This is a genomic window from Vibrio sp. CAU 1672 (assembly GCF_029223195.1).
In the GTDB taxonomy this organism is placed as follows: domain Bacteria; phylum Pseudomonadota; class Gammaproteobacteria; order Enterobacterales; family Vibrionaceae; genus Vibrio.
Map to the genome: position 1 here is coordinate 293,205 of NZ_JARHUF010000003.1, position 18,205 is coordinate 311,409.

General features: G+C 50.0%; 12 protein-coding genes. 8 read left to right on the forward strand and 4 right to left on the reverse strand.

Annotation, left to right across the window (positions count from 1 at the left end):
* Positions 1 to 251: 251 nt before the first annotated feature.
* Entirely contained in the window at positions 252 to 1,064 is an 813-nt protein-coding gene (locus P2G85_RS05200; protein WP_275863055.1) for an AraC family transcriptional regulator, read from the reverse strand.
* A gap of 694 nt (positions 1,065 to 1,758) precedes the next feature.
* Here P2G85_RS05200 and P2G85_RS05205 point away from each other — a divergent pair.
* Positions 1,759 to 2,484, forward strand: coding sequence for a helix-turn-helix transcriptional regulator (locus tag P2G85_RS05205; RefSeq protein WP_345795423.1), 726 nt, complete (start codon positions 1,759 to 1,761; stop codon positions 2,482 to 2,484).
* 70 nt (positions 2,485 to 2,554) lie between these two features.
* Here the strand turns inward: P2G85_RS05205 and pdxH are convergent, their stop codons facing one another.
* The gene (gene pdxH, locus P2G85_RS05210) at positions 2,555 to 3,190 is read right to left on the reverse strand and encodes a pyridoxamine 5'-phosphate oxidase (protein ID WP_275863057.1); all 636 of its coding nucleotides are present in this window, start codon (positions 3,188 to 3,190) and stop codon (positions 2,555 to 2,557) included.
* Between the two features lie 240 nt (positions 3,191 to 3,430).
* Here pdxH and P2G85_RS05215 point away from each other — a divergent pair, with 240 nt between their 5' ends.
* The 7 genes from P2G85_RS05215 to P2G85_RS05245 all read left to right on the forward strand — a co-directional run bounded on the left by P2G85_RS05215 (position 3,431) and on the right by P2G85_RS05245 (position 13,536).
* On the forward strand, positions 3,431 to 5,266 hold the full coding sequence (locus tag P2G85_RS05215; RefSeq protein WP_275863058.1) for an ATP-binding protein: 1,836 nt from the start codon (positions 3,431 to 3,433) through the stop codon (positions 5,264 to 5,266).
* Complete coding sequence (locus tag P2G85_RS05220) at positions 5,259 to 6,485, forward strand: response regulator (protein WP_275863059.1); 1,227 nt, start codon at positions 5,259 to 5,261, stop codon at positions 6,483 to 6,485. Before P2G85_RS05215 ends, P2G85_RS05220 begins: the two co-directional genes overlap by 8 nt.
* A 108-nt stretch (positions 6,486 to 6,593) precedes the next feature.
* Entirely contained in the window at positions 6,594 to 7,985 is a 1,392-nt protein-coding gene (locus P2G85_RS05225) for an HlyD family type I secretion periplasmic adaptor subunit (protein WP_275863060.1), read from the forward strand.
* A 93-nt stretch (positions 7,986 to 8,078) separates the two neighbouring features.
* Positions 8,079 to 8,762, forward strand: coding sequence for a transglutaminase-like cysteine peptidase (locus tag P2G85_RS05230; RefSeq protein WP_275863061.1), 684 nt, complete (start codon positions 8,079 to 8,081; stop codon positions 8,760 to 8,762).
* Positions 8,763 to 8,768: 6 nt separating this feature from the next.
* Complete coding sequence (locus P2G85_RS05235) at positions 8,769 to 10,682, forward strand: EAL domain-containing protein (protein ID WP_275863062.1); 1,914 nt, start codon at positions 8,769 to 8,771, stop codon at positions 10,680 to 10,682.
* Positions 10,683 to 10,697: 15 nt separating this feature from the next.
* The gene (locus P2G85_RS05240) at positions 10,698 to 12,812 is read left to right on the forward strand and encodes a type I secretion system permease/ATPase (RefSeq protein WP_275863063.1); all 2,115 of its coding nucleotides are present in this window, start codon (positions 10,698 to 10,700) and stop codon (positions 12,810 to 12,812) included.
* A 127-nt stretch (positions 12,813 to 12,939) separates the two neighbouring features.
* Complete coding sequence (locus P2G85_RS05245; RefSeq protein WP_275863064.1) at positions 12,940 to 13,536, forward strand: mechanosensitive ion channel family protein; 597 nt, start codon at positions 12,940 to 12,942, stop codon at positions 13,534 to 13,536.
* 229 nt (positions 13,537 to 13,765) lie between these two features.
* On the opposite strand, the gene P2G85_RS05250 is transcribed toward P2G85_RS05245, so the two are convergent.
* The gene (locus P2G85_RS05250) at positions 13,766 to 15,442 is read right to left on the reverse strand and encodes a FapA family protein (protein ID WP_275863065.1); all 1,677 of its coding nucleotides are present in this window, start codon (positions 15,440 to 15,442) and stop codon (positions 13,766 to 13,768) included.
* 450 nt (positions 15,443 to 15,892) lie between these two features.
* On the reverse strand, positions 15,893 to 17,899 hold the full coding sequence (locus P2G85_RS05255; RefSeq protein ID WP_275863066.1) for a GNAT family N-acetyltransferase: 2,007 nt from the start codon (positions 17,897 to 17,899) through the stop codon (positions 15,893 to 15,895).
* Between the last annotated feature and the right edge of the window lie 306 nt (positions 17,900 to 18,205).

The window sequence follows — 18,205 nt, forward strand, 5'->3', positions numbered from 1 at the left end:
AGTCACAGCCAAATAACTAATATTTTATGCTGTAGAATTTAAACACTATAGCCAATTAACAACAGTTGCATATATCGCTTATCATCAGTAATTAACTATAATTATGATTCCCATTTCCAGCACAATGCCCTGTCCGACGCTGCAAAGCCATTTAAGTACGATGCAAGGTTACAGACAGGGTTTGTTCATCAGGAATGGGGATCAAAGAGGTCAGCAGGTGACAGGCCGCACAATGTTTGCCCTAAGGCAGTTCAACTGTTGCGCTTTTTATATTGAGATGGCGACAGGCCTTGCAGGCGGGTAAAGGTATGGGTAAACGTACTTTGGCTGGAAAAGCCGGTCAGTTCAGCAATCTGGCCAAGTGACAACTGGCCCTGTTCAATCAACTCCCGCGCCATATCAATCCGTTTACCCAGCACATACTGATGTGGCGTAATACCCATCTGATCTTTAAATAAATTATGGAACTGGCTTTCACCGAGGAAGACGCTGCCCGCAAGCTGGGCAACACTGATCTTGCGGCTCAGGTGTCGCTCGATATAGCGATCGATCGCTTCAAGATCAAAGCGGGACTCTTTACGAGTGGTTTCAAACGCCGAAATATGGCGTTGCATCAAAGCTATCACCGTATCATTGCATGCCCGGCTCAACAAAAGATCGTCGGGATGACAGCTCATCTCCTGCACCAGCATGTGGATCAGCTTCTGAATCTGGCCATCGAGCTGAAAGTAGAGATGGGCTTTCTCCAACTGATTGAGTTTGCACAACATAGCCGGATCATCATCACTGGGACGTGGCATATTAAGGACTAAGATATCTGACTGGTGTACCACTCCTCCGAAAGCATGATCAGAACTGGCTGTCACCACGCAACCCTGTCCGGGGCCGACCAAGTTACCCTGGCCACGGACCTCAAATTCCGCCTGGCCTTTCAGGCCGATCACGATCTGGGTATAGGCATGATCATGGCAGTCCATATAAGACGGCAACGTGATCAATTCCGCAGGTTTCGGCAGCAGGTTTTCTTTATCCGATGGGGCGTTCAGCTTATTGGACTCACTCATTGCAACAGATTGTCATTAATACTGTCAGTGTACACCTTGGCATCATAACCCACCTTAACTGCGTTGCAAATCGCCGCGCCACCGTTCGGCCAAGATCAGAGCAATATCATCATGATCATTGTTCCGGAACAATGATCATGACGGGCTAAGTTACGGTTAATGTCTCACCAATTTCTTTGTGCACAACGGACCGGAGAAAATCCGACACAAAGCCCCCGCGTTGCCAGCTGAATCTTTGCCGCTCCGGCCTGTCTCAGAGAAAAAATGGCACATAGAGGGAATTCCCCCCTTACACATCGGCTCAGATTTCACTACATTAGATCCCGAAGGTTTGGGACACTATCCCGAATTTTCATCGGTATCTAATTGATACCTCTAAATAACTTAGCAGACCCTCGCTGAGTTTTTTAGAAACCTCTTCTACACGTCGACAAGATTATCTTGTGTTGCCAGCCCGTCTTCAGGCTGGCTTTTTTTTTGCCCCGTAACAATGAATTCAATAACATAAGCTGTTATCATCCGCGCTCCCGTTGGCATTATTAGAATATATCAATGCGCATCACGCCGTATGCTCTCTTGAAACCGGACACCTGACGAAAGCATGATCAAGGGAGGATGGCGGGTCGACGCTGGTAACATCATCAGCCTGCCTCTAAGCAACGGCGACGATAAGCAGTATAAAGAGAATCCCCTGGTGAACATTCCACTCTCAACCATTGAACAATCACTCCTGCACCAACTCCCGGGCTGCTGGGGGTGTAAAGATCGAAATTCAGTATTTCGCTATGTTAATCAAGAGTATGCCGAACTTTTAGGCCATAAGTCGCCCGATGAGTGTGTTGGCAAATCCGATTTTGACATGCCCAGCCCCACCACAGAATGTGCCCAAGAATTTCAACGCCAAGATAAACACGTGATTGAAACGGGTGAAGCGCTGAAAATCCTCGACATTCATCCCTATCCGGACGGCCGCTGGCGGGCACACATTTTCACCAAGACCCCCTGGTTGGGGGAGAATGGGGAAACCTTAGGCACCATTTTTTATGGCCGGGAACTGACGGACACCGCCATCATTGAGGTTGGCTACTGGGTATGCCGCGCAATCAGTCACCAAACGTCTGATCATTCTATCTACCGCTTTTCAAATCTGGAATCACAACCGGAAAAACTCACCAATCGCGAGCAAGAAACCTTGTTTCTGCTGCTGTATGGCAAAAAACCACAGTTCATTGCTCAAGTGATGGGAATTTCGATCAAAACCGTAGAAGGGCATGTAGCGAGACTACGGATGAAATTCGCAGCCAACAGTAAAAGTGAACTGATAGATAAGGCCATGGAAGCCGGTTATGGCTCCATCGTACCGAAAAGCCTGTTGAAAAAGCAGTTGTCGGTGGTCTTGAACGGCGAACGTAAAGAATAGACTGGCAAACCTTAGCCGATACCATAAAAAAACACCGCCAAACGGCGGTGTTATTTTTTTAAGATATAGGCTAAGGGGCCAAGCGGTCAATATCCCACTCACCATTGTGCTTGGAGAACAAGAAGCGATCGTGCAAACGATGCTCCCCTCCCTGCCAGAACTCGATACTTTGCGGCCTGACACGGTAACCGCCCCAAAACGTTGGCACCGGAATTTCGCCTTTTTCAAATTTCTGTTTCAGTTCGAGGAATTTGCCCTCAAGCACCCCACGGGCGGAAATACGGCTACTCTGTTTACTGGCAATCGCCGCCAACTGGCTCTCTTTGGGACGAGAAGTAAAATACTTCATGTTTTCCATTGGGGTCAGCTTTTCTGCAACCCCGGTGATGTGCACCTGACGTTCCAGCGGATGCCATGGAAAATGCAAACTGATGTTGCTATTGTGCGCTAAATGCTGCGCTTTACGACTACCCAAATTGGTGTAAAACACAAAACCATTGTGATCTACGTTCTTTAGCAGAACAATTCGTTGAAAAGGCATGCCATTTTCATCCACCGTTGCCACTGTCATCGCAGTCGGATCAGCCAGCTCAGCCTTAATTGCCTGTTCAAGCCACAGATTAAACTGTTCAATGGGATCCGCTTTTAAGTCTTTACGGCGTAAACCACCTTTGGTGTACTCCCGACGAATATCAGCCAGTTCCATCTTCACTCCTTCACTTTTTTTTCCGATTGTGCGCCTGATGCCCTGGAAATACAAGATGAAGCCTTTTTTTCGCTGATCGGGCACTAAAAAAGGCATGACAAAACCCCCTTCAACCACCGCTTTGATCACTAAGGCACAGAATTGAACTGAAAAGTCAGATCTATTTCTCGTTGTAGATTCCGGGTACTACACCTTTAAAAACCTTTTGCTAACATTGGGTTAAAAACCAGTGAGCCCAGCGTGAACTTAATCAGCCCCAAAGCGGTACGTCATTTTCTGTTACTCCTGTTGAGCATAGGCTTAATCGGACTGGCTCTGACCCATTACTATGCCACCCAATATCAACACCAGCGCTGGCAACAGACGCTCAAGGTTCAGGCCAGTCAAATTGGCCAGGAGATTGACTCTGAGCTGGCCAAATTTGAACAGATCCCGAATTTGCTCAGCCATGATCCACGCTTATTAGTGGCGATGCAGCACGATGAGCCGCCTGAGCAGCTGAACCGGCTGCTGGCAAAATGGCTCAGCCAGAGCCTGGCTGACACCATTTATGTCCACGACAAAACTGGTCTGGTCGTGGCATCCAGCAACTACCGACAGGCGGACAGTTTCGTCGGTGCAAACTTCAGTTTTCGTCCCTATTTTCAAACAGCACGGCAAGGTAAAAAAGCCCAATATGTGGCTTTGGGCGCGCGTTCTAACAAGCGGGGCTACTTTTTTTCCTCACCTTTATTAACTGAGGGCGAATTGCTGGGCGTGATCACCGTGAAAGTCAACCTGGAGCAGCTCGAACAGCGTCTCAACCAGCAAGACATCGATATTTTAGTGGCAGACCAGCACAACGTGGTGTTTATGAGTAACCTGAACGAGTGGCGCTACCGGGCCCTGTTCCCCCTCAGCCCGGCTATACGTGCTCACCTGGTAGAGACCCAACAATACGGCGCATCACTGCCCATCTATAAGGATGATATTACCGACCAAAGTGGCTTAAACCACTTTCAGGGTAACGACTTACTGTTGTCGGATACTTATCTGGCGTTGGCCAGCCAGCAACACGACAAAGGCTTTCGCGTGATCGCCATGATAGATCAGTCCCAGGTACTGGCTGCGGTACTACAGGCCGATATGGTATTTTTGCTGCTGTATTCACTGCTCGCGTTGATTGCCTTTGCCTGGTTTCAGACGCTGCTTAACAAAGCGCGATTAGCTGAGATGAACGTCAGCCTGGAACATCAGGTAGCCCAGCGTACCCGGGTATTGAGCCAGGCCAACCAGCAACTGCAGCAAACCATTAACCAGTATGAGCGTAGCCAGCAAGAACTGAAACAAACCCAGCAAGAACTGACACAAGCGGCCAAACTGGCGCTGCTCGGGGAACTGTCCGCCAGTATCAATCACGAGATCAATCAGCCGCTTGCCGCCTTGCGCACCTACACCGAAAATGCTCAGCGTCTGCTGTCGATGGAGCAGTACCCAATGGTACAAAGCAATCTGGATAAAATGCTGGCATTAAATACGACCATCGCTGATGTGATAGCCCGCCTGAAAGTCTTTACCCGCCGAAGCGATCACAGCCCTCAACATGAAGTGGCGATTCTTCACGATGCGGTGCACAACGCCACCAGCATCCTTAGTAGCAAGCTGATCAGGCAAGGGGTTACCCTTAAGCTGCCAGACATCGACCGTCGCGTTCGCCTTGCGATCCACGGCGTCGAACTGGAACAAGTGCTAATAAACTTATTGCACAATGCCGTTCAGGCTATGGACGGCCAACGTATTGACCCACAGATTTCTCTGGCCGTGCAATGCCATGACGCCGTCTGTGATATTTTAGTTTCCGATAATGGCCCGGGCATGAGTGAAGAAGCGCTGGCAAAAGTGTTTGACCCTTTCTATACCACCAAACCCGAAGGGCTGGGTCTTGGCTTAACGATCTCAAAACGGATCATTGAAAGCTATGCCGGTTCACTGACGGCGTACAATCACTATAACCCCGGGGACGGTGACGCGGGAGGGATGACGTTTGTCATCAGCGTCCCTTTGCTAGCAGACGCAATGGAGAAACCTGTTGAATAACCCAGTCTATTTTATTGACGATGAACCACACATCCGCGATGCGGTCAGCCAGGCGCTGATGATCGAGGGCATCAACGTTACCAGCTTTCCCAATGCCGTTGAAGCACTGAGGATTATCGATACGCAAACACCGGCGATCGTCATTACTGACATTCACATGCCGGTGATGAATGGTTTGGAGTTTATGCGCACCCTGCTGGGCAAAAATAGCCAATTTCAGGTCATTGTTTTAACCGGACACGGAGATGTAAAAACGGCTGTAGAAGCGATGAAATCCGGCGCGTACGATTTTTTAGAAAAACCGTTCTCGACCGAACAACTGTTGAAATCGCTGCATAATGCCGATGACAAGTTGCTTTTGCTACAGGAAAATGTCTGGCTGAAAAAAGAACTTGATATGCAGACACACATCGGCCCCAAAATGATTGGCCATAGTCCGGTCATGGCAGCGCTAAGGCGCACCCTGATCAGTATTCCTGGCAACCAGCCGGTCATTTTTGTCGGTGAAGAAGGCACCGGGCGCCGTTTGGCGGCTCAGTTCGCCCACGACATTCATGCTGCGCCAGACAGTGAACTGATTGCCATCTCAGGAGAAGATTTACATGAGTGTTCTGACGATGCGATCAACAAGACGCTGCACCATCTAACCGCCGGCAGAGCATTGTGCAGTCTGTATGTTCACAGCGCAGATCAACTGACCCGAAACCAATGGCATCTTCTGCTTAACCATCCCGGCCTGCAGCGCGTGCTCGGTAGTGTCCAGTCAACCGCTGCATCATTGCATGAGATATTCACGGTTGCCAGGCTGCCCAGGCTCGATGAACGAAAAGAAGACATTGGGCCACTATACAAACACTTTGTTCGCCACACCGCCAGTCGCTACCAGTTACAACCACCTCATATCAGCGCACAAGAAGTGGAACAGCTAACCCAGATGACCTGGCCGGAAAATGTTCGCCAGTTGCGCCAGTTTGCCGAATTACGCGCACTCAAGCCGGATAACTTCCCGATGGAGGAATGGGACAGCAACAGAAGTACGGAAATTCAAAGTATGACGCAACGCACAGAACACTTTGAATATTGCCTGTTATTTGATGCGCTACAACGCCACAGAGGCAGATTAAAAGAGGTTCAACTAGAATTACAAGTGTCACGCAAGACCTTGTATGACAAGCTAAAAAAACACCAATTGGATAAGGCGCAATTTAAGACCCATTAACACAAGCCGGTATTGTCACGCTTGACGTTAGCTTCAAGCGCTGAACAAAAACCACTTATCTTATATAAATCATAAATATAGGTAAAAACAGGCCTAACAAGGAACGCAATGAGCCGAAAACAATACCACCAGCTTAGCAACGACGAACTCGACTTTGTCGATGACAAAACCGCGGCGTTGTTGCTTAATACCCCCAACAGCGCGCGCCTGATGCTGTGGGTGATGGTGCTGTTTTTTGTCACGGCCGTAGGCTGGGCTTCCTGGGCGGAAATCGACAAAGTCACTGTCGGTGAAGGAAAAGTGATCCCCTCCTCGCAAGTGCAAGTGGTGCAAAACCTGGAAGGAGGATTGGTGAAAGATATTCTGATCAAAGAAGGACAGTTGGTCGAAAAAGGCCAGCAATTGATCCTCATTGACGACACCCGCTTCCGTTCTGACTTTCGTGAACGTGAGCAGCAGGTGGCTAACCTGACCGCGTCGGTGTTACAACTCTCCGCCTCAATCAATAGTGTCCAGGTCAAACGTGACTTTAACCAGCAGGACTGGCAAGCCAGTGTAACACTGGACTATGGCAAGCTGACATTTCCGCCCACTCTGGAGCAAGAACAACCGCTGTTAACCCAGCGGCAAAAAGCCGAGTACCGGGAAGATCTGGATAATCTGCGCAATCAGCTGTCCGTAATTGACCAGCAGGTTAAGCAAAAACAGCAGGATCTGATCGAAATTGAAGCCCGGGTGCGCAACCTACGCCAAAGCTACCTGTTTGCCAGAAAGGAGCTGGAAATCACCCAGCCTCTGGCCGATGAAGGGGTCGTACCGCGTATAGAACTGCTCAAACTACAGCGTCAGGTCAACGACACTCGCCGTGAAATGACCTCAAGTGAGCTGAAGATACCGGTGATCAGATCTGCGATCAAAGAAGCAATGCTCAACCGTATTGATGTAGCATTACGCTTTCGTTCAGAGCAGCAAGAAAAACTCAATAGTACCCAGGATCAGCTTTCTGCACTGGTTGAGTCTGCCGTAGGGCTGGAAGATCGGGTTAACCGCACAGTGGTGGTTTCTCCGGTAACCGGCAATATCAAAACCTTAAATGTCAATACTGTAGGGGGCGTCATTCAGCCGGGAATGGATATTGTAGAAATCGTCCCGACGGAAGATACCCTGTTGGTCGAAGCCAGAATAGCTCCCAAAGATATCGCTTTTTTGCGGCCTGATTTACCGGCCATCGTTAAGTTTTCTGCCTATGATTTCACTAAATATGGAGGCCTGGAAGGCAAGTTAGAGCACATCAGTGCTGATACCACCCAAGATGAAGAGGGCAACAGTTTTTACATTGTTCGGATTCGCACCGAAAAAACCGGATTTGGTCAGGATTCCAACTTACCCATAATTCCCGGTATGACAACCTCGGTCGATATCATTACCGGCAAGAGAACCGTATTGGAGTACTTGCTGCAACCGATTTTGAACGCTAAAAACAATGCGCTTAAAGAGTAACAGGTCACCCTGTGTGGCGAAACCGGAGCAAAAACGCAATGTGGTCTCAATCGCGAGCACAACCAGTAGCAACAGTTGTGAAGTGAATCGAGTATGCCATTCAAATTGAAGCGTAAAGTTACGCTACTGATAAGCTTGAGTTGCTGTGCCCTGGAAAGCAGCGCCCTGAGTCAGCAAGAGCAGCAATGGGTAACAGCCGTAAGTGACGTTTATGGAGAACGTGCCGGGCAGCGGGTGCTTACCTGGCGGGAAAATATTCAATTATTACAACACTCGGAAACACCAGAGAAACTGGCCGGGGTTAACGACTTTTTCAACCAACTGTATTTTGTCAATGACATTACACTTTGGGGTAAGAACGACTATTGGGCGACCCCGCTGGAATTTCTCGGCAGTAATGCCGGCGATTGCGAAGATTTTACCATTGCCAAGTATTTTTCATTGCTTGAACTGAACATCCCAGACTCTAAAATGCGTCTGGTTTATGTGAAATCGATTGAACTGAATCAGTTCCACATGGTGTTGGCTTACTACCCGACCCCAAGCTCGGAGCCACTGATTCTCGACAACATCAATCCTGAGATAGTCCGCGCTTCTCAACGGAATGATTTATTGCCGATATACAGTTTTAACGGGACAAACTTGTGGTTGATGAAATCCCCGGCCCGCGCGGGACGGCTAGCCGGAAAATCATCCCGTTTGAGCCTTTGGAATGACTTACGCTCACGCGAACGTAAGTTGCAATTAAATACACCTAAAATTAACTACGACGAGTAAACAACAATGACCCTTTATAAGAAACTTGTAGTGGGAATGGTTACAGTCTTTATACTTTTACTGGCGTCAGTATTTGTAACCGAATTCAACACTACTCGGAACAGTTTAGAGCAACAACAACGTTCTGAGGTTAGCAATACCATAAATACGGTGGGTCTGGCACTGGCTCCTTACCTGAAAGAGCAAGACAGAGTGGCGGTCGAATCCGTCATCAACGCGTTGTTTGATGGCGGTACTTACTCGATGGTGCGCCTGACCGCCCTGGATTCCGATTACCAGATCGTCCGTTCTTATCCGATCAAACCCAGCTCGGTACCGGAATGGTTTGTTAACTTAAACTTGTTTAAAGCACTCCACGACAAACGGGTGGTCACCAGTGGCTGGATGCAGCTAGCTGAAATCGAAATCATCAGCCACCCTGGCACCGCATATGAACAGCTTTGGCAAGGTTTCATTCGCCTGCTCACCGCTTTCAGCCTGGTGTTTCTGGCTGGCTTAATTGCCATTTCCTACATCCTGCGCCGTTCACTCAAACCGCTGGCAACCATAGTGCAGAAAATGCAACAGATCGCCAACAACCAGTTCGGTGAGCCGCTGGCACGACCTAAAACCAAAGATCTGATCGCGGTGGTTGATGGCATCAATATGATGTCGGCTCAAATTGAACTGTCATTTAAACAACAGGCGAAAGAAGCGCAGCGTCTGCGGGCCCAGGCTTACCTCGATCCGATTTCTAAACTGGGCAACCGTTCCTTCTACCTCAATCAGATCGACCAATGGTTGGCCGAGCAGACCCAGGGCGGAATCATGCTGCTGCATGCTGAGTACATTGGTGATATCTATGAGACCAAGGATTATCAGCGCGCGGATGCGCACGTCAAAGAGCTGTCCCTGCGCCTGAAAAACACCATTGATGTGCCCGGGGCGACGATTGCCCGCCTTTCCAGTGATGAGTTTGGCCTGCTGTTCCCGCATATGGATGAAAGCGAACTTCGCCTGCTCGCCGACACCATTGTGAACTGTCTGAACAGCCTTAACACTGACCCGACCGGGATGGCCAAACCCAAAGCGGTATTGGGGGTAGCGCACAACAAAGAGCATAAAACGCGCAGTGAAGTGCTCTCGATGGTCGACAATGCGCTGGCTAAGGCCAAAGCGCAGCCGGACAAAGCCTATGGGTTCATTGGCAGTGACAGCCCGTCGAACCTGATGGGTAAACAACAGTGGAAAGCCCTGGTTGAAGAAGCCATCCATAACGACTGGTTCAAATTCCGTTTTCAGTCAGCGAAGAACACCTGGGGCAAAGTGTTCCACAACGAGGTGTTTTCAAATATTGAACGAGACGGGGAAGTCTTCAGTGCCAACCAATACTTGTTCGCCCTCGAGCAGTTAGAAGCCACCAACATTTTCGATCAATATGTGATTGAGTCGATGATTAAGCGGCTGGAAAGCGGCGAACTGACCGACCCGGTGGCGATCAATATTGCCCACAGCAGTCTGGCTCAGCCCTCTTTTATCCGATGGACCACCAGCGTACTGGAGCAACACGCCAGCGTCGCACCACTGCTGCACTTTGAAATCCCGGAAGACTGCTTTATCGAGCATCCACACCATACCGCACTGCTGTGCAACACTATTCGTCAGGCCGGGGCAGAGTTCGGCGTTGATAACTACGGACGTAATTTCCAGTCGCTCGAATACATCCAGGAGTTCCGTCCTAACTATGTCAAGCTGGACTACTTGTTTACCCATAGCCTGCATGACGAAAAGCAGAAGTTCACCTTAACGTCTATTTCACGAACCGCGCATAACCTGGGCATTACCACCATTGCCTCTCGGGTTGAAACCCAAATCCAGCTGGATTTTCTTACTGAGAATTTTGTTGAGGTATTCCAGGGCTATATTGTCGACAAAGAATAACGAGGTGCCACGAGGATGAAGGACCCTTTACTGAACTCGCTCATATACGTTAGCCGTTATTACGGGTTGGCCAACTCACCTGAAGCGTTGACCAATGGTTTACCTCTTGCTGATGGTAAACTCACCCCGTTCCTGCTACCCAGAGCGGCAGAAAGGGCCGGATTGCTCGCCCGGGAAAACCGCGCCCCACTGGCGGATATCTCCAGCTTAATTTTGCCAGCAATACTGCTTCTCAGAGACGGTCAGGCCTGCGTGCTGATTAGCCTGAGTTCGGATCGGCAGGAAGCCGAAATCAACACCGCCGAAAGTGGCATGATGCCGGTGACGATGTCGCTAAAAGAACTCAACCGGCAGTACACCGGCCGTTACTTTCTGATCAAGAAGCAGTTTCATTTTGATGAACGGTCACCCCAAGTACTAATGCCTAAACCCGGGCATTGGTTTTGGTCAACACTGTGGCAATCAAAACGCATCTACCGTGATGTGTTGATCGCCTCACTGCTGATCAATATCTTCGCCATTGCGGCACCGATGTTTACCCGCCTGGTATACGACAAAGTGGTACCTAACCTCGCGTTTGAAACCCTGTGGGTACTGGCCAGTGGTGTGTTCGTGGTGTTCCTGTTTGACTTCCTGTTAAAGTCACTGCGTAGTTACTTTATTGACATTGCTGGGAAAAAGTCTGACATCCTCATCTCCTCCAAACTGTTCAGTAAGGTGATGGGGATCAGGCTGGAAGCGCGCCCTCCTTCCGTCGGAGCATTTGCCCGTCACTTACAAGAATTTGAGTCGATACGTGAATTCTCTACCTCCGCCACCGTCAGCGCCCTGATCGATCTGCCGTTTGCCCTGTTGTTTCTGCTGATCATCTGGCTGATGGCAGGCGAGTTAGTCTACATTCCGGTTGCCGGTGTGATCATCTTAATCATCCATTCGCTGCTTATCCAAAGACCACTGCGCCAGTCGATTGAAGAAGGTTCTCGTCTTGCCTCACAAAAGTATGCCAACCTAATTGAAAGTTTAGCCGGGCTGGAAACGGTTAAAATGCTCTGCGCCCAAAGCCAGTTCCAGTACCGCTGGGAAGAAGCCGTTGCCCACATGGCCAACTGGAACATCAAAAGCCGCCGGATCACCGATAGTATTCAAAACGCTGCCAGCCTGGTCCAGCAGAGCAGCAGCGTCGGCATGATCATCTTAGGGGTCTATCTGATCGCACGTGGCGATCTAACCATGGGCGGGCTGATCGCCGCAACAATGCTGAGTGGCAGGGCCATCGGGCCACTGGTTCAGTTGTCGCTCCTGTCGACCCGCTATAATCAAGCCAAATCATCAATGACCATCATTAACCGGGTCATGGCAATGCCAGACGAACAGCAGGAAGGCAAACGCTACATTCACCGGCCTATCATTCACGGGAAAATTGAACTTGAGCGGGTCACCTTTCATTATCCGAACTCTTCCGACGCATCGATTCGCGATCTCAGCGTGACCATCAACCCAGGCGAGAAAGTCGCTGTCATTGGCCGAATTGGTTCTGGCAAAACCACCTTAGAGCGCCTCATTATGGGCCTGTATAAGCCTTCTGAAGGCCATGTGCGTATTGACGATACCGACATTGAACAATTGCACCATGTCGATGTCAGACGCAATATTGGCTGCGTACCGCAGGACTTCACACTGTTTTTTGGTTCTATCCGCGACAACATTACCCTCGGTCGGCCACTGGCCGACGACCGGGACGTATTGAATGCCGCTAACCGTGCCGGGGTGACCGCATTTACCCAATCTGACCCTGCGGGCTTAGAGCGTCAGGTTGGTGAAGGCGGATCAATGCTGTCCGGCGGCCAGCGCCAGGCTGTCACCATTGCACGCGCTCTGTTGGGACGACCACCGATCCTGCTACTGGACGAGCCAACCAGTGCAATGGACAACCGTTCAGAAATGCACATCAAGCATCAGTTAGCCCAGCTGAAAGCGCATGAAACGTTGATCCTAATTACCCATAAAACCTCAATGCTGGATGTTGTGGATCGGGTGATTGTGATGGAAAAAGGCTGTATTATCGCGGATGGACCGAAGGCTCAAGTGCTGGATGACCTTAAACAAGGCAAAGTCAAAGCTACCGGTTAACCCTGTTGTGGCCTGCGTGAAGCAGCACACCGCTCCGAGAGACGTACGCGAAGACTAATGAATTCAGATTACTTATGCGGACATTTCGGCTATAACACTCTTTTGACATTGACGTTGAGCAACACTAATGAACCCGTGGATTAATCTCGATCAACTCAACCACTACTTAAACAATGGCTCGCTGGGCTTCAAAATATTGATGAGCATCATCATCATCACGGCCTATGTGGTATTCAAAAAAATGGTCAATCGAGCCATCATTAACTTCGCGGCAGCCAAAGGGGTCAGCAAAGCACGGCTGAGTTTTATTCAGCGGGCGACGAACGTCGGCTTGCTGTTTGTTTTCTCCTCCTTTTTTGCCATTACTATTGGTATCGGCTATGGTGATGTATCCTTGTTCCTTTCTTCCGTGTTCGCGGTGCTCGGGGTTGCCTTTATCGCTCAGTGGTCCATTCTGAGCAACATCACCGCCAGTTTCCTCATCTTTTTTGTTTTTCCTTACCGAGTTGGAGACAGGATCAAAGTCGTTGAAAAAGATGAAGATATTAGTGGTGAGATCCAAAACATCAGCATGTTCCACGTATTAATCAAGCATGACAATGGCAACCTCATCACCTACCCCAATAATTTGATACTGCAAAAGGCGGTACTGAAATTGCCAAAAACAGTCGCCGGCGAGAACACATCCAAATCACGCCTCTATACCCGAAGAGGCAGAAAATAACGTCACGGCAAAGGGAGGCTTAATAGCGGGATCACGCCAGTCACGCTCAATGTCAGGATTGACGCCAACCCCAAGTTTTCCCGGTTTACAGTGTAAAACGTTTGTGTGCAGCAGATAAACCGTGGGATATAAACCTCAGCGTCGTCAGGACCACGCCACCCTGGCCGCAAACACCAACTCCGCCGCAACAAAAACGCAGCCAGATGGCTGCGCTTTTGTTTAGTTCGGTTTAAAGAACAATGTCTTCTTCTTCCAGATTGGCCGAAACCTGGATCTCATATTGGTTAAATCGGAAAACACAGCCACCATGCGTGCGTCTGGTGGTAACCTGCTCATCACCAAACTGAACCGTCACGCGGGTAAATACCCGCTCTTTCGCTTCAACAGTATTCTCCGCCAGCAATACGTCAAATTCATTTTCCAGTTGCTCGAGTTTCAGTTTCACCGCTTCGAGACAGGTCGCATTTTGTTCCTTCAAATCATCAATATGCCCCTGTTCTTCTTCACTGCGCTCTGATTTGGGTTTCTTCTTAAACTCCAGCTCCTTGCGAATCACGTCCATGGTTTCTTCTTGCGCGGTTTTATAATCAGCTTTCAATGCGGCAATCTTGTCTTTGTAAGCCTGAAAACGAGCGAACGCTTCAACCTTGGTGGCAGTATCGCCTTCCACCCCAAGTTGCAAACACGTGACTTTATCACCGACTTTGGCTTCTCCACCACTCAGGGTACCGTTTCTCTCCGCAGCATCGAGAACCGTGAGGTTGTGTCCGCACTTAATTTGGTTGTTCATGCTGTGCACGGCGAGTTGGATATCCTGCCCGGCCTGAAGCGATGAATACTGAGCATAGTTCGCCCGGATAGATCCCTTGGTTTTAACCTGGCAACTTTTTGCTTCACCATCGCTGACGGTGTGGCCAATGATCCCTTTACCTACCTGAATATCTTCCTGGGCCTGGACATCGGCTGATTCGATGAACCCTCCGACGGTGATCGACCCGGTCGCTTTGACGACCATGCCAGGTTCAATATTACCGCTAATCACCACATTGCCTTTAAACTTCACATGGCCGGTACTGACGTCGACATTGTTCAGACACAAGGCATCATCCACTTCAATGGATTTTTCCTTGATCAAGGGCATCCCTGATACAGCAGCAACGAGTAGATTGGGATCCGTTGATGATATTGTTGTTCCCTTCCCCGGCTTGAGCGGCATATCCTTCCCAGCCTGAGCAGGGACGATGTCCCCCCGTACGGTACAGCCGGAAGCACCTTTGGTTGCCGGTATCCGGCGCATTACCTCATCGCCCGCCTCGACCGTTATCGTCTCGCCGAGGTTACGCAAATCAATCTTATCAGTATCAGACTGACTGCCTTTGGGTCTGAGTACACGTTTGGTGATGTCTTTAACTAAGGGAGTAAATGACGCGTCTTTACCTTTAACGGGTTGCTTACCAACCGCGACAGGCTGCAAAAAGCTTTCTCCCGGCTTGAGTTGGTTACTTACCACCAGTACTTTTTTCAAAGCTAACTTGTTGATCCCTTTCGTCACCCGGGCGTTTGCCAAAGCCTGGACGATTTCCGGACCACGCAAGCCCCGCCCGCCATACGCGCCAGTCACCTTCATACTGGCCAGCATGTCACTGTTGCTCAGCTCGACATCGACGAACGCGTCTTGCACGCGCGCGATCACCATCCCCGCATAAGCTTCGGCTTTACGTTCTCGGGCATGATTAATAAAACGCGTCACCTCAGCTTCATCAACCAGCAGTCGCTCAGCCTGCATAGCCTGAAGTTGGTCAGGCAATTCCTTTGAATTTAGCTCACCGCTAAGTTCGATATCCACTGGCAATCGCGCTAGTATCTGCTGCTGATCATCAGTCCACTCAAGACATATCTTCCACATAGTCGCTTCGTTCGCTTCCCATCGCTATACTCAGTCTATCGAAATTGCGGTTGTGAACAAAACTCTCAGTTATAAGAATCCGGCTCAGGTCACTAAAGTTTAATCCTGGCATCGTCAGGGATAGAATTAGGCGAACCTGAATGCGCCAAACAAGAATTTCACAATAATTACGGTCGCAAGGATGGCGACAATTAGAAGAACTTACTATGTCACCAGGTTGAAGCTTCACGTGGGCAAAGGGAATAGCATTGCGAAGTTGTATCAAACATAAAGTGCTTTTCGCAAAAGCTCATCAGACGCAAGGCAATCCATTGCCATGCGTGCGGGTATCGCTATCAACTGCTTATCTTACTCACGCACTGACAATCAGTGCTACAGGGAAGCAAGCGTTTTACAGTGTAAATTTCATCTGATTCACACCAAGCGACACATAACATTTTACAGTGTAAATCAGCCTGCCAGTCGCTTGATTTCAGCACGCAATGTCTTCTCGATCTGCTTACGCCCTGTGAGGGCATAACACTGAGCACATGCTTGCCAGTCTAACCCCATCATCACTTTGTCTAACAGCAAATCTGACAAGTCCTCAGCAGGGCAGCCCATCAGCCACTGTTTGAGCCACGGCCAGATCGACTCAAAACTCACGCCACCGTTGGCATAGGATTGGATCAACCGGAGCTTCGCTGGTGAAACAGCTTGCGGCATAAAGCCTTTCAGCAACTCTCGTAGCAGTGGCGTTTCCAGCTGCGGATAGGTATCTGCACACCCCAGTCGGATGAACTCCTGAAACAGCTGCTGACACGGCACCATCCACACACTCGCCCTGGCACTGCGTGAGCAAGTCATCATTAGTGAATAGCAGCCACTCGCGGCATCACGCGCGGTGCCAAGCCGGATGGGGTAATAACCCGCCTGAGACCAAAATCGCAATAACTCCGCTGTGGCACCAAAGCTGGTGGAGAGGTAGTCCACTTCCGCTGGCAACTGAGCGTCAAGCAAGCTAAGCATTTCGCTGCCAACCCCTTTTCCCTGCCATTGTGGGTGAACCGCAATGCGCATCACCCGCAGCGAAGATTGCTCGCCTGCAGATGCGTAACCAAGATGGTTGACGATAGTAGTCGGCGCAAGGTGCCCTTTCGGCCGTCGTTTACCACTCTGAATCGCCTCGATCAGTGCTGCGTCCAGCCTGCCTTCCTCAACCGCCATGATCACACCAACATGGTTTTCCCCCACAGATGCCAGATAGAGATGGCAGCATGGGTCATCGAGCAGTTGCAATAAATCATTCGGCGCGGTTTGATAGTGCGCGTTAACCAACAACGCGAAACATGACCGCATCAACTGTGGCTGTTCAATCAGCGCTGCTTTGCTCATTTTGCTTAACTGCAGCGGTGCTGGCCGCGGCTCTGGCTGAGGAGCCAGTTCACTATCAAGTAGAAACGCAGCGTACATCCACGCTTCCAACCCATCGTTTTGATCCCAACGGATGGGCTGCTGAATGTGGTACTCATGCATACCGGGCCGGTTCTGTCTCAACCAGGCAACAAACTTAAGCGTGAAGCCACGGCCACAGCCTTCATAACCATGCACAGTACTGGAAAAAACCAGACGGTGGTAACGCTTGGTGATCCGCTGCAGCATTGGCACCGGTATTGCCGCCGCTTCATCGACCAGCAACAGATCGCAGTCTGGCTGCGCCGAAAGTAACTCATCTGGAGCAATGAACTGCAGATACCCCTGCCCGGTTTGCAAACGGTCTTTGGTTTGGCTTACAGCCTGAGTAATGGTGCCCCTGGCGTGGGCAAACACAGGGTCAACCGACTTGCGGCATGGTGCTGTGACTAAGATCCGCAATGGTCGCTGCTCAAGCAACTGGCCACAGGCAATGCCCAATGCGCTGCTTTTGCCCCGGCCGCGATCAGCAGTCAGTACAAAAGGACGCTTGCGATGCCCGGTAACCACTTTGACAACCCGTTCTACCGCGTATTGTTGCTGGGCGAAAGTGGTCTGGCTACGACAGTGGCTCCAGTGAGGCAAAGCGGGCAGTGGTGCTCCCTGTTCGAGCGAGGTCAAACGTTGCCAATGGCACTCCATCCACTGTTGGGCCGGCGTCTGCTGTGATGGCTGAGCTAACAGTACAATCAACATCCCCCCGCCAACCAGCGTACCCAATACCGCAGCAAAACTATTGGCATCAAATTGTTCGCGGGCGTCATACACCAGCACATCACACTCTCGTCCCAGTAACTGCTGGCCCTGCTTGGGTGACACACAAACAGCGCCGTCCAGTTCCCAGTCACCTAAACAGAACCAACGCTGGTCAAGACTCTGATGGTAGAGTGATGTGATGAGCGCCGACTGCCAGTCAGGGGCACCACGTAACACCACCCCCCCGCGTTGGAAATGCTGGCGGGCCCGTTGATGAAATTGCAATAAGTAATCGATCTGATGATGCATGATGAGGACCTAAGGTAAAACAGCCCTTATGTTACCACAGATTAATTGAGCCGCTGCGAGCTCAGAGTCAGATAAGGTCGCGAGATATGTCAACACTTCAAGCTAGCAAGCAAATTCCACGTACGGACAGATACCGGCACAATAAAAAAAACCGCCTTAAACAGGCGGCTTATATCACAACAGTGTTCCGTCCTAAATAAGGTTGACACTTTCCAACCCCAAAATTGGAGAGTGTTATGAAATCAACAAATAAAAGAACTCAGCGCGATTATTCCCTCGCTTTTAAACTCACCGTAGTGGATGAGG

Excerpts from the sequence above, each read along its gene's own strand:
- P2G85_RS05200 (WP_275863055.1), bottom strand. The coding sequence starts at position 1,064 with ATGAGTGAGTCCAATAAGCTGAACGCCCCATCGGATAAAGAAAACCTG.
- pdxH (WP_275863057.1), bottom strand. The coding sequence starts at position 3,190 with ATGGAACTGGCTGATATTCGTCGGGAGTACACCAAAGGTGGTTTACGC.
- P2G85_RS05225 (WP_275863060.1), top strand. The coding sequence starts at position 6,594 with ATGAGCCGAAAACAATACCACCAGCTTAGCAACGACGAACTCGACTTT.
- P2G85_RS05230 (WP_275863061.1), top strand. The coding sequence starts at position 8,079 with ATGCCATTCAAATTGAAGCGTAAAGTTACGCTACTGATAAGCTTGAGT.
- P2G85_RS05235 (WP_275863062.1), top strand. The coding sequence starts at position 8,769 with ATGACCCTTTATAAGAAACTTGTAGTGGGAATGGTTACAGTCTTTATA.
- P2G85_RS05240 (WP_275863063.1), top strand. The coding sequence starts at position 10,698 with ATGAAGGACCCTTTACTGAACTCGCTCATATACGTTAGCCGTTATTAC.
- P2G85_RS05245 (WP_275863064.1), top strand. The coding sequence starts at position 12,940 with ATGAACCCGTGGATTAATCTCGATCAACTCAACCACTACTTAAACAAT.
- P2G85_RS05250 (WP_275863065.1), bottom strand. The coding sequence starts at position 15,442 with ATGTGGAAGATATGTCTTGAGTGGACTGATGATCAGCAGCAGATACTA.
- P2G85_RS05255 (WP_275863066.1), bottom strand. The coding sequence starts at position 17,899 with ATGCATCATCAGATCGATTACTTATTGCAATTTCATCAACGGGCCCGC.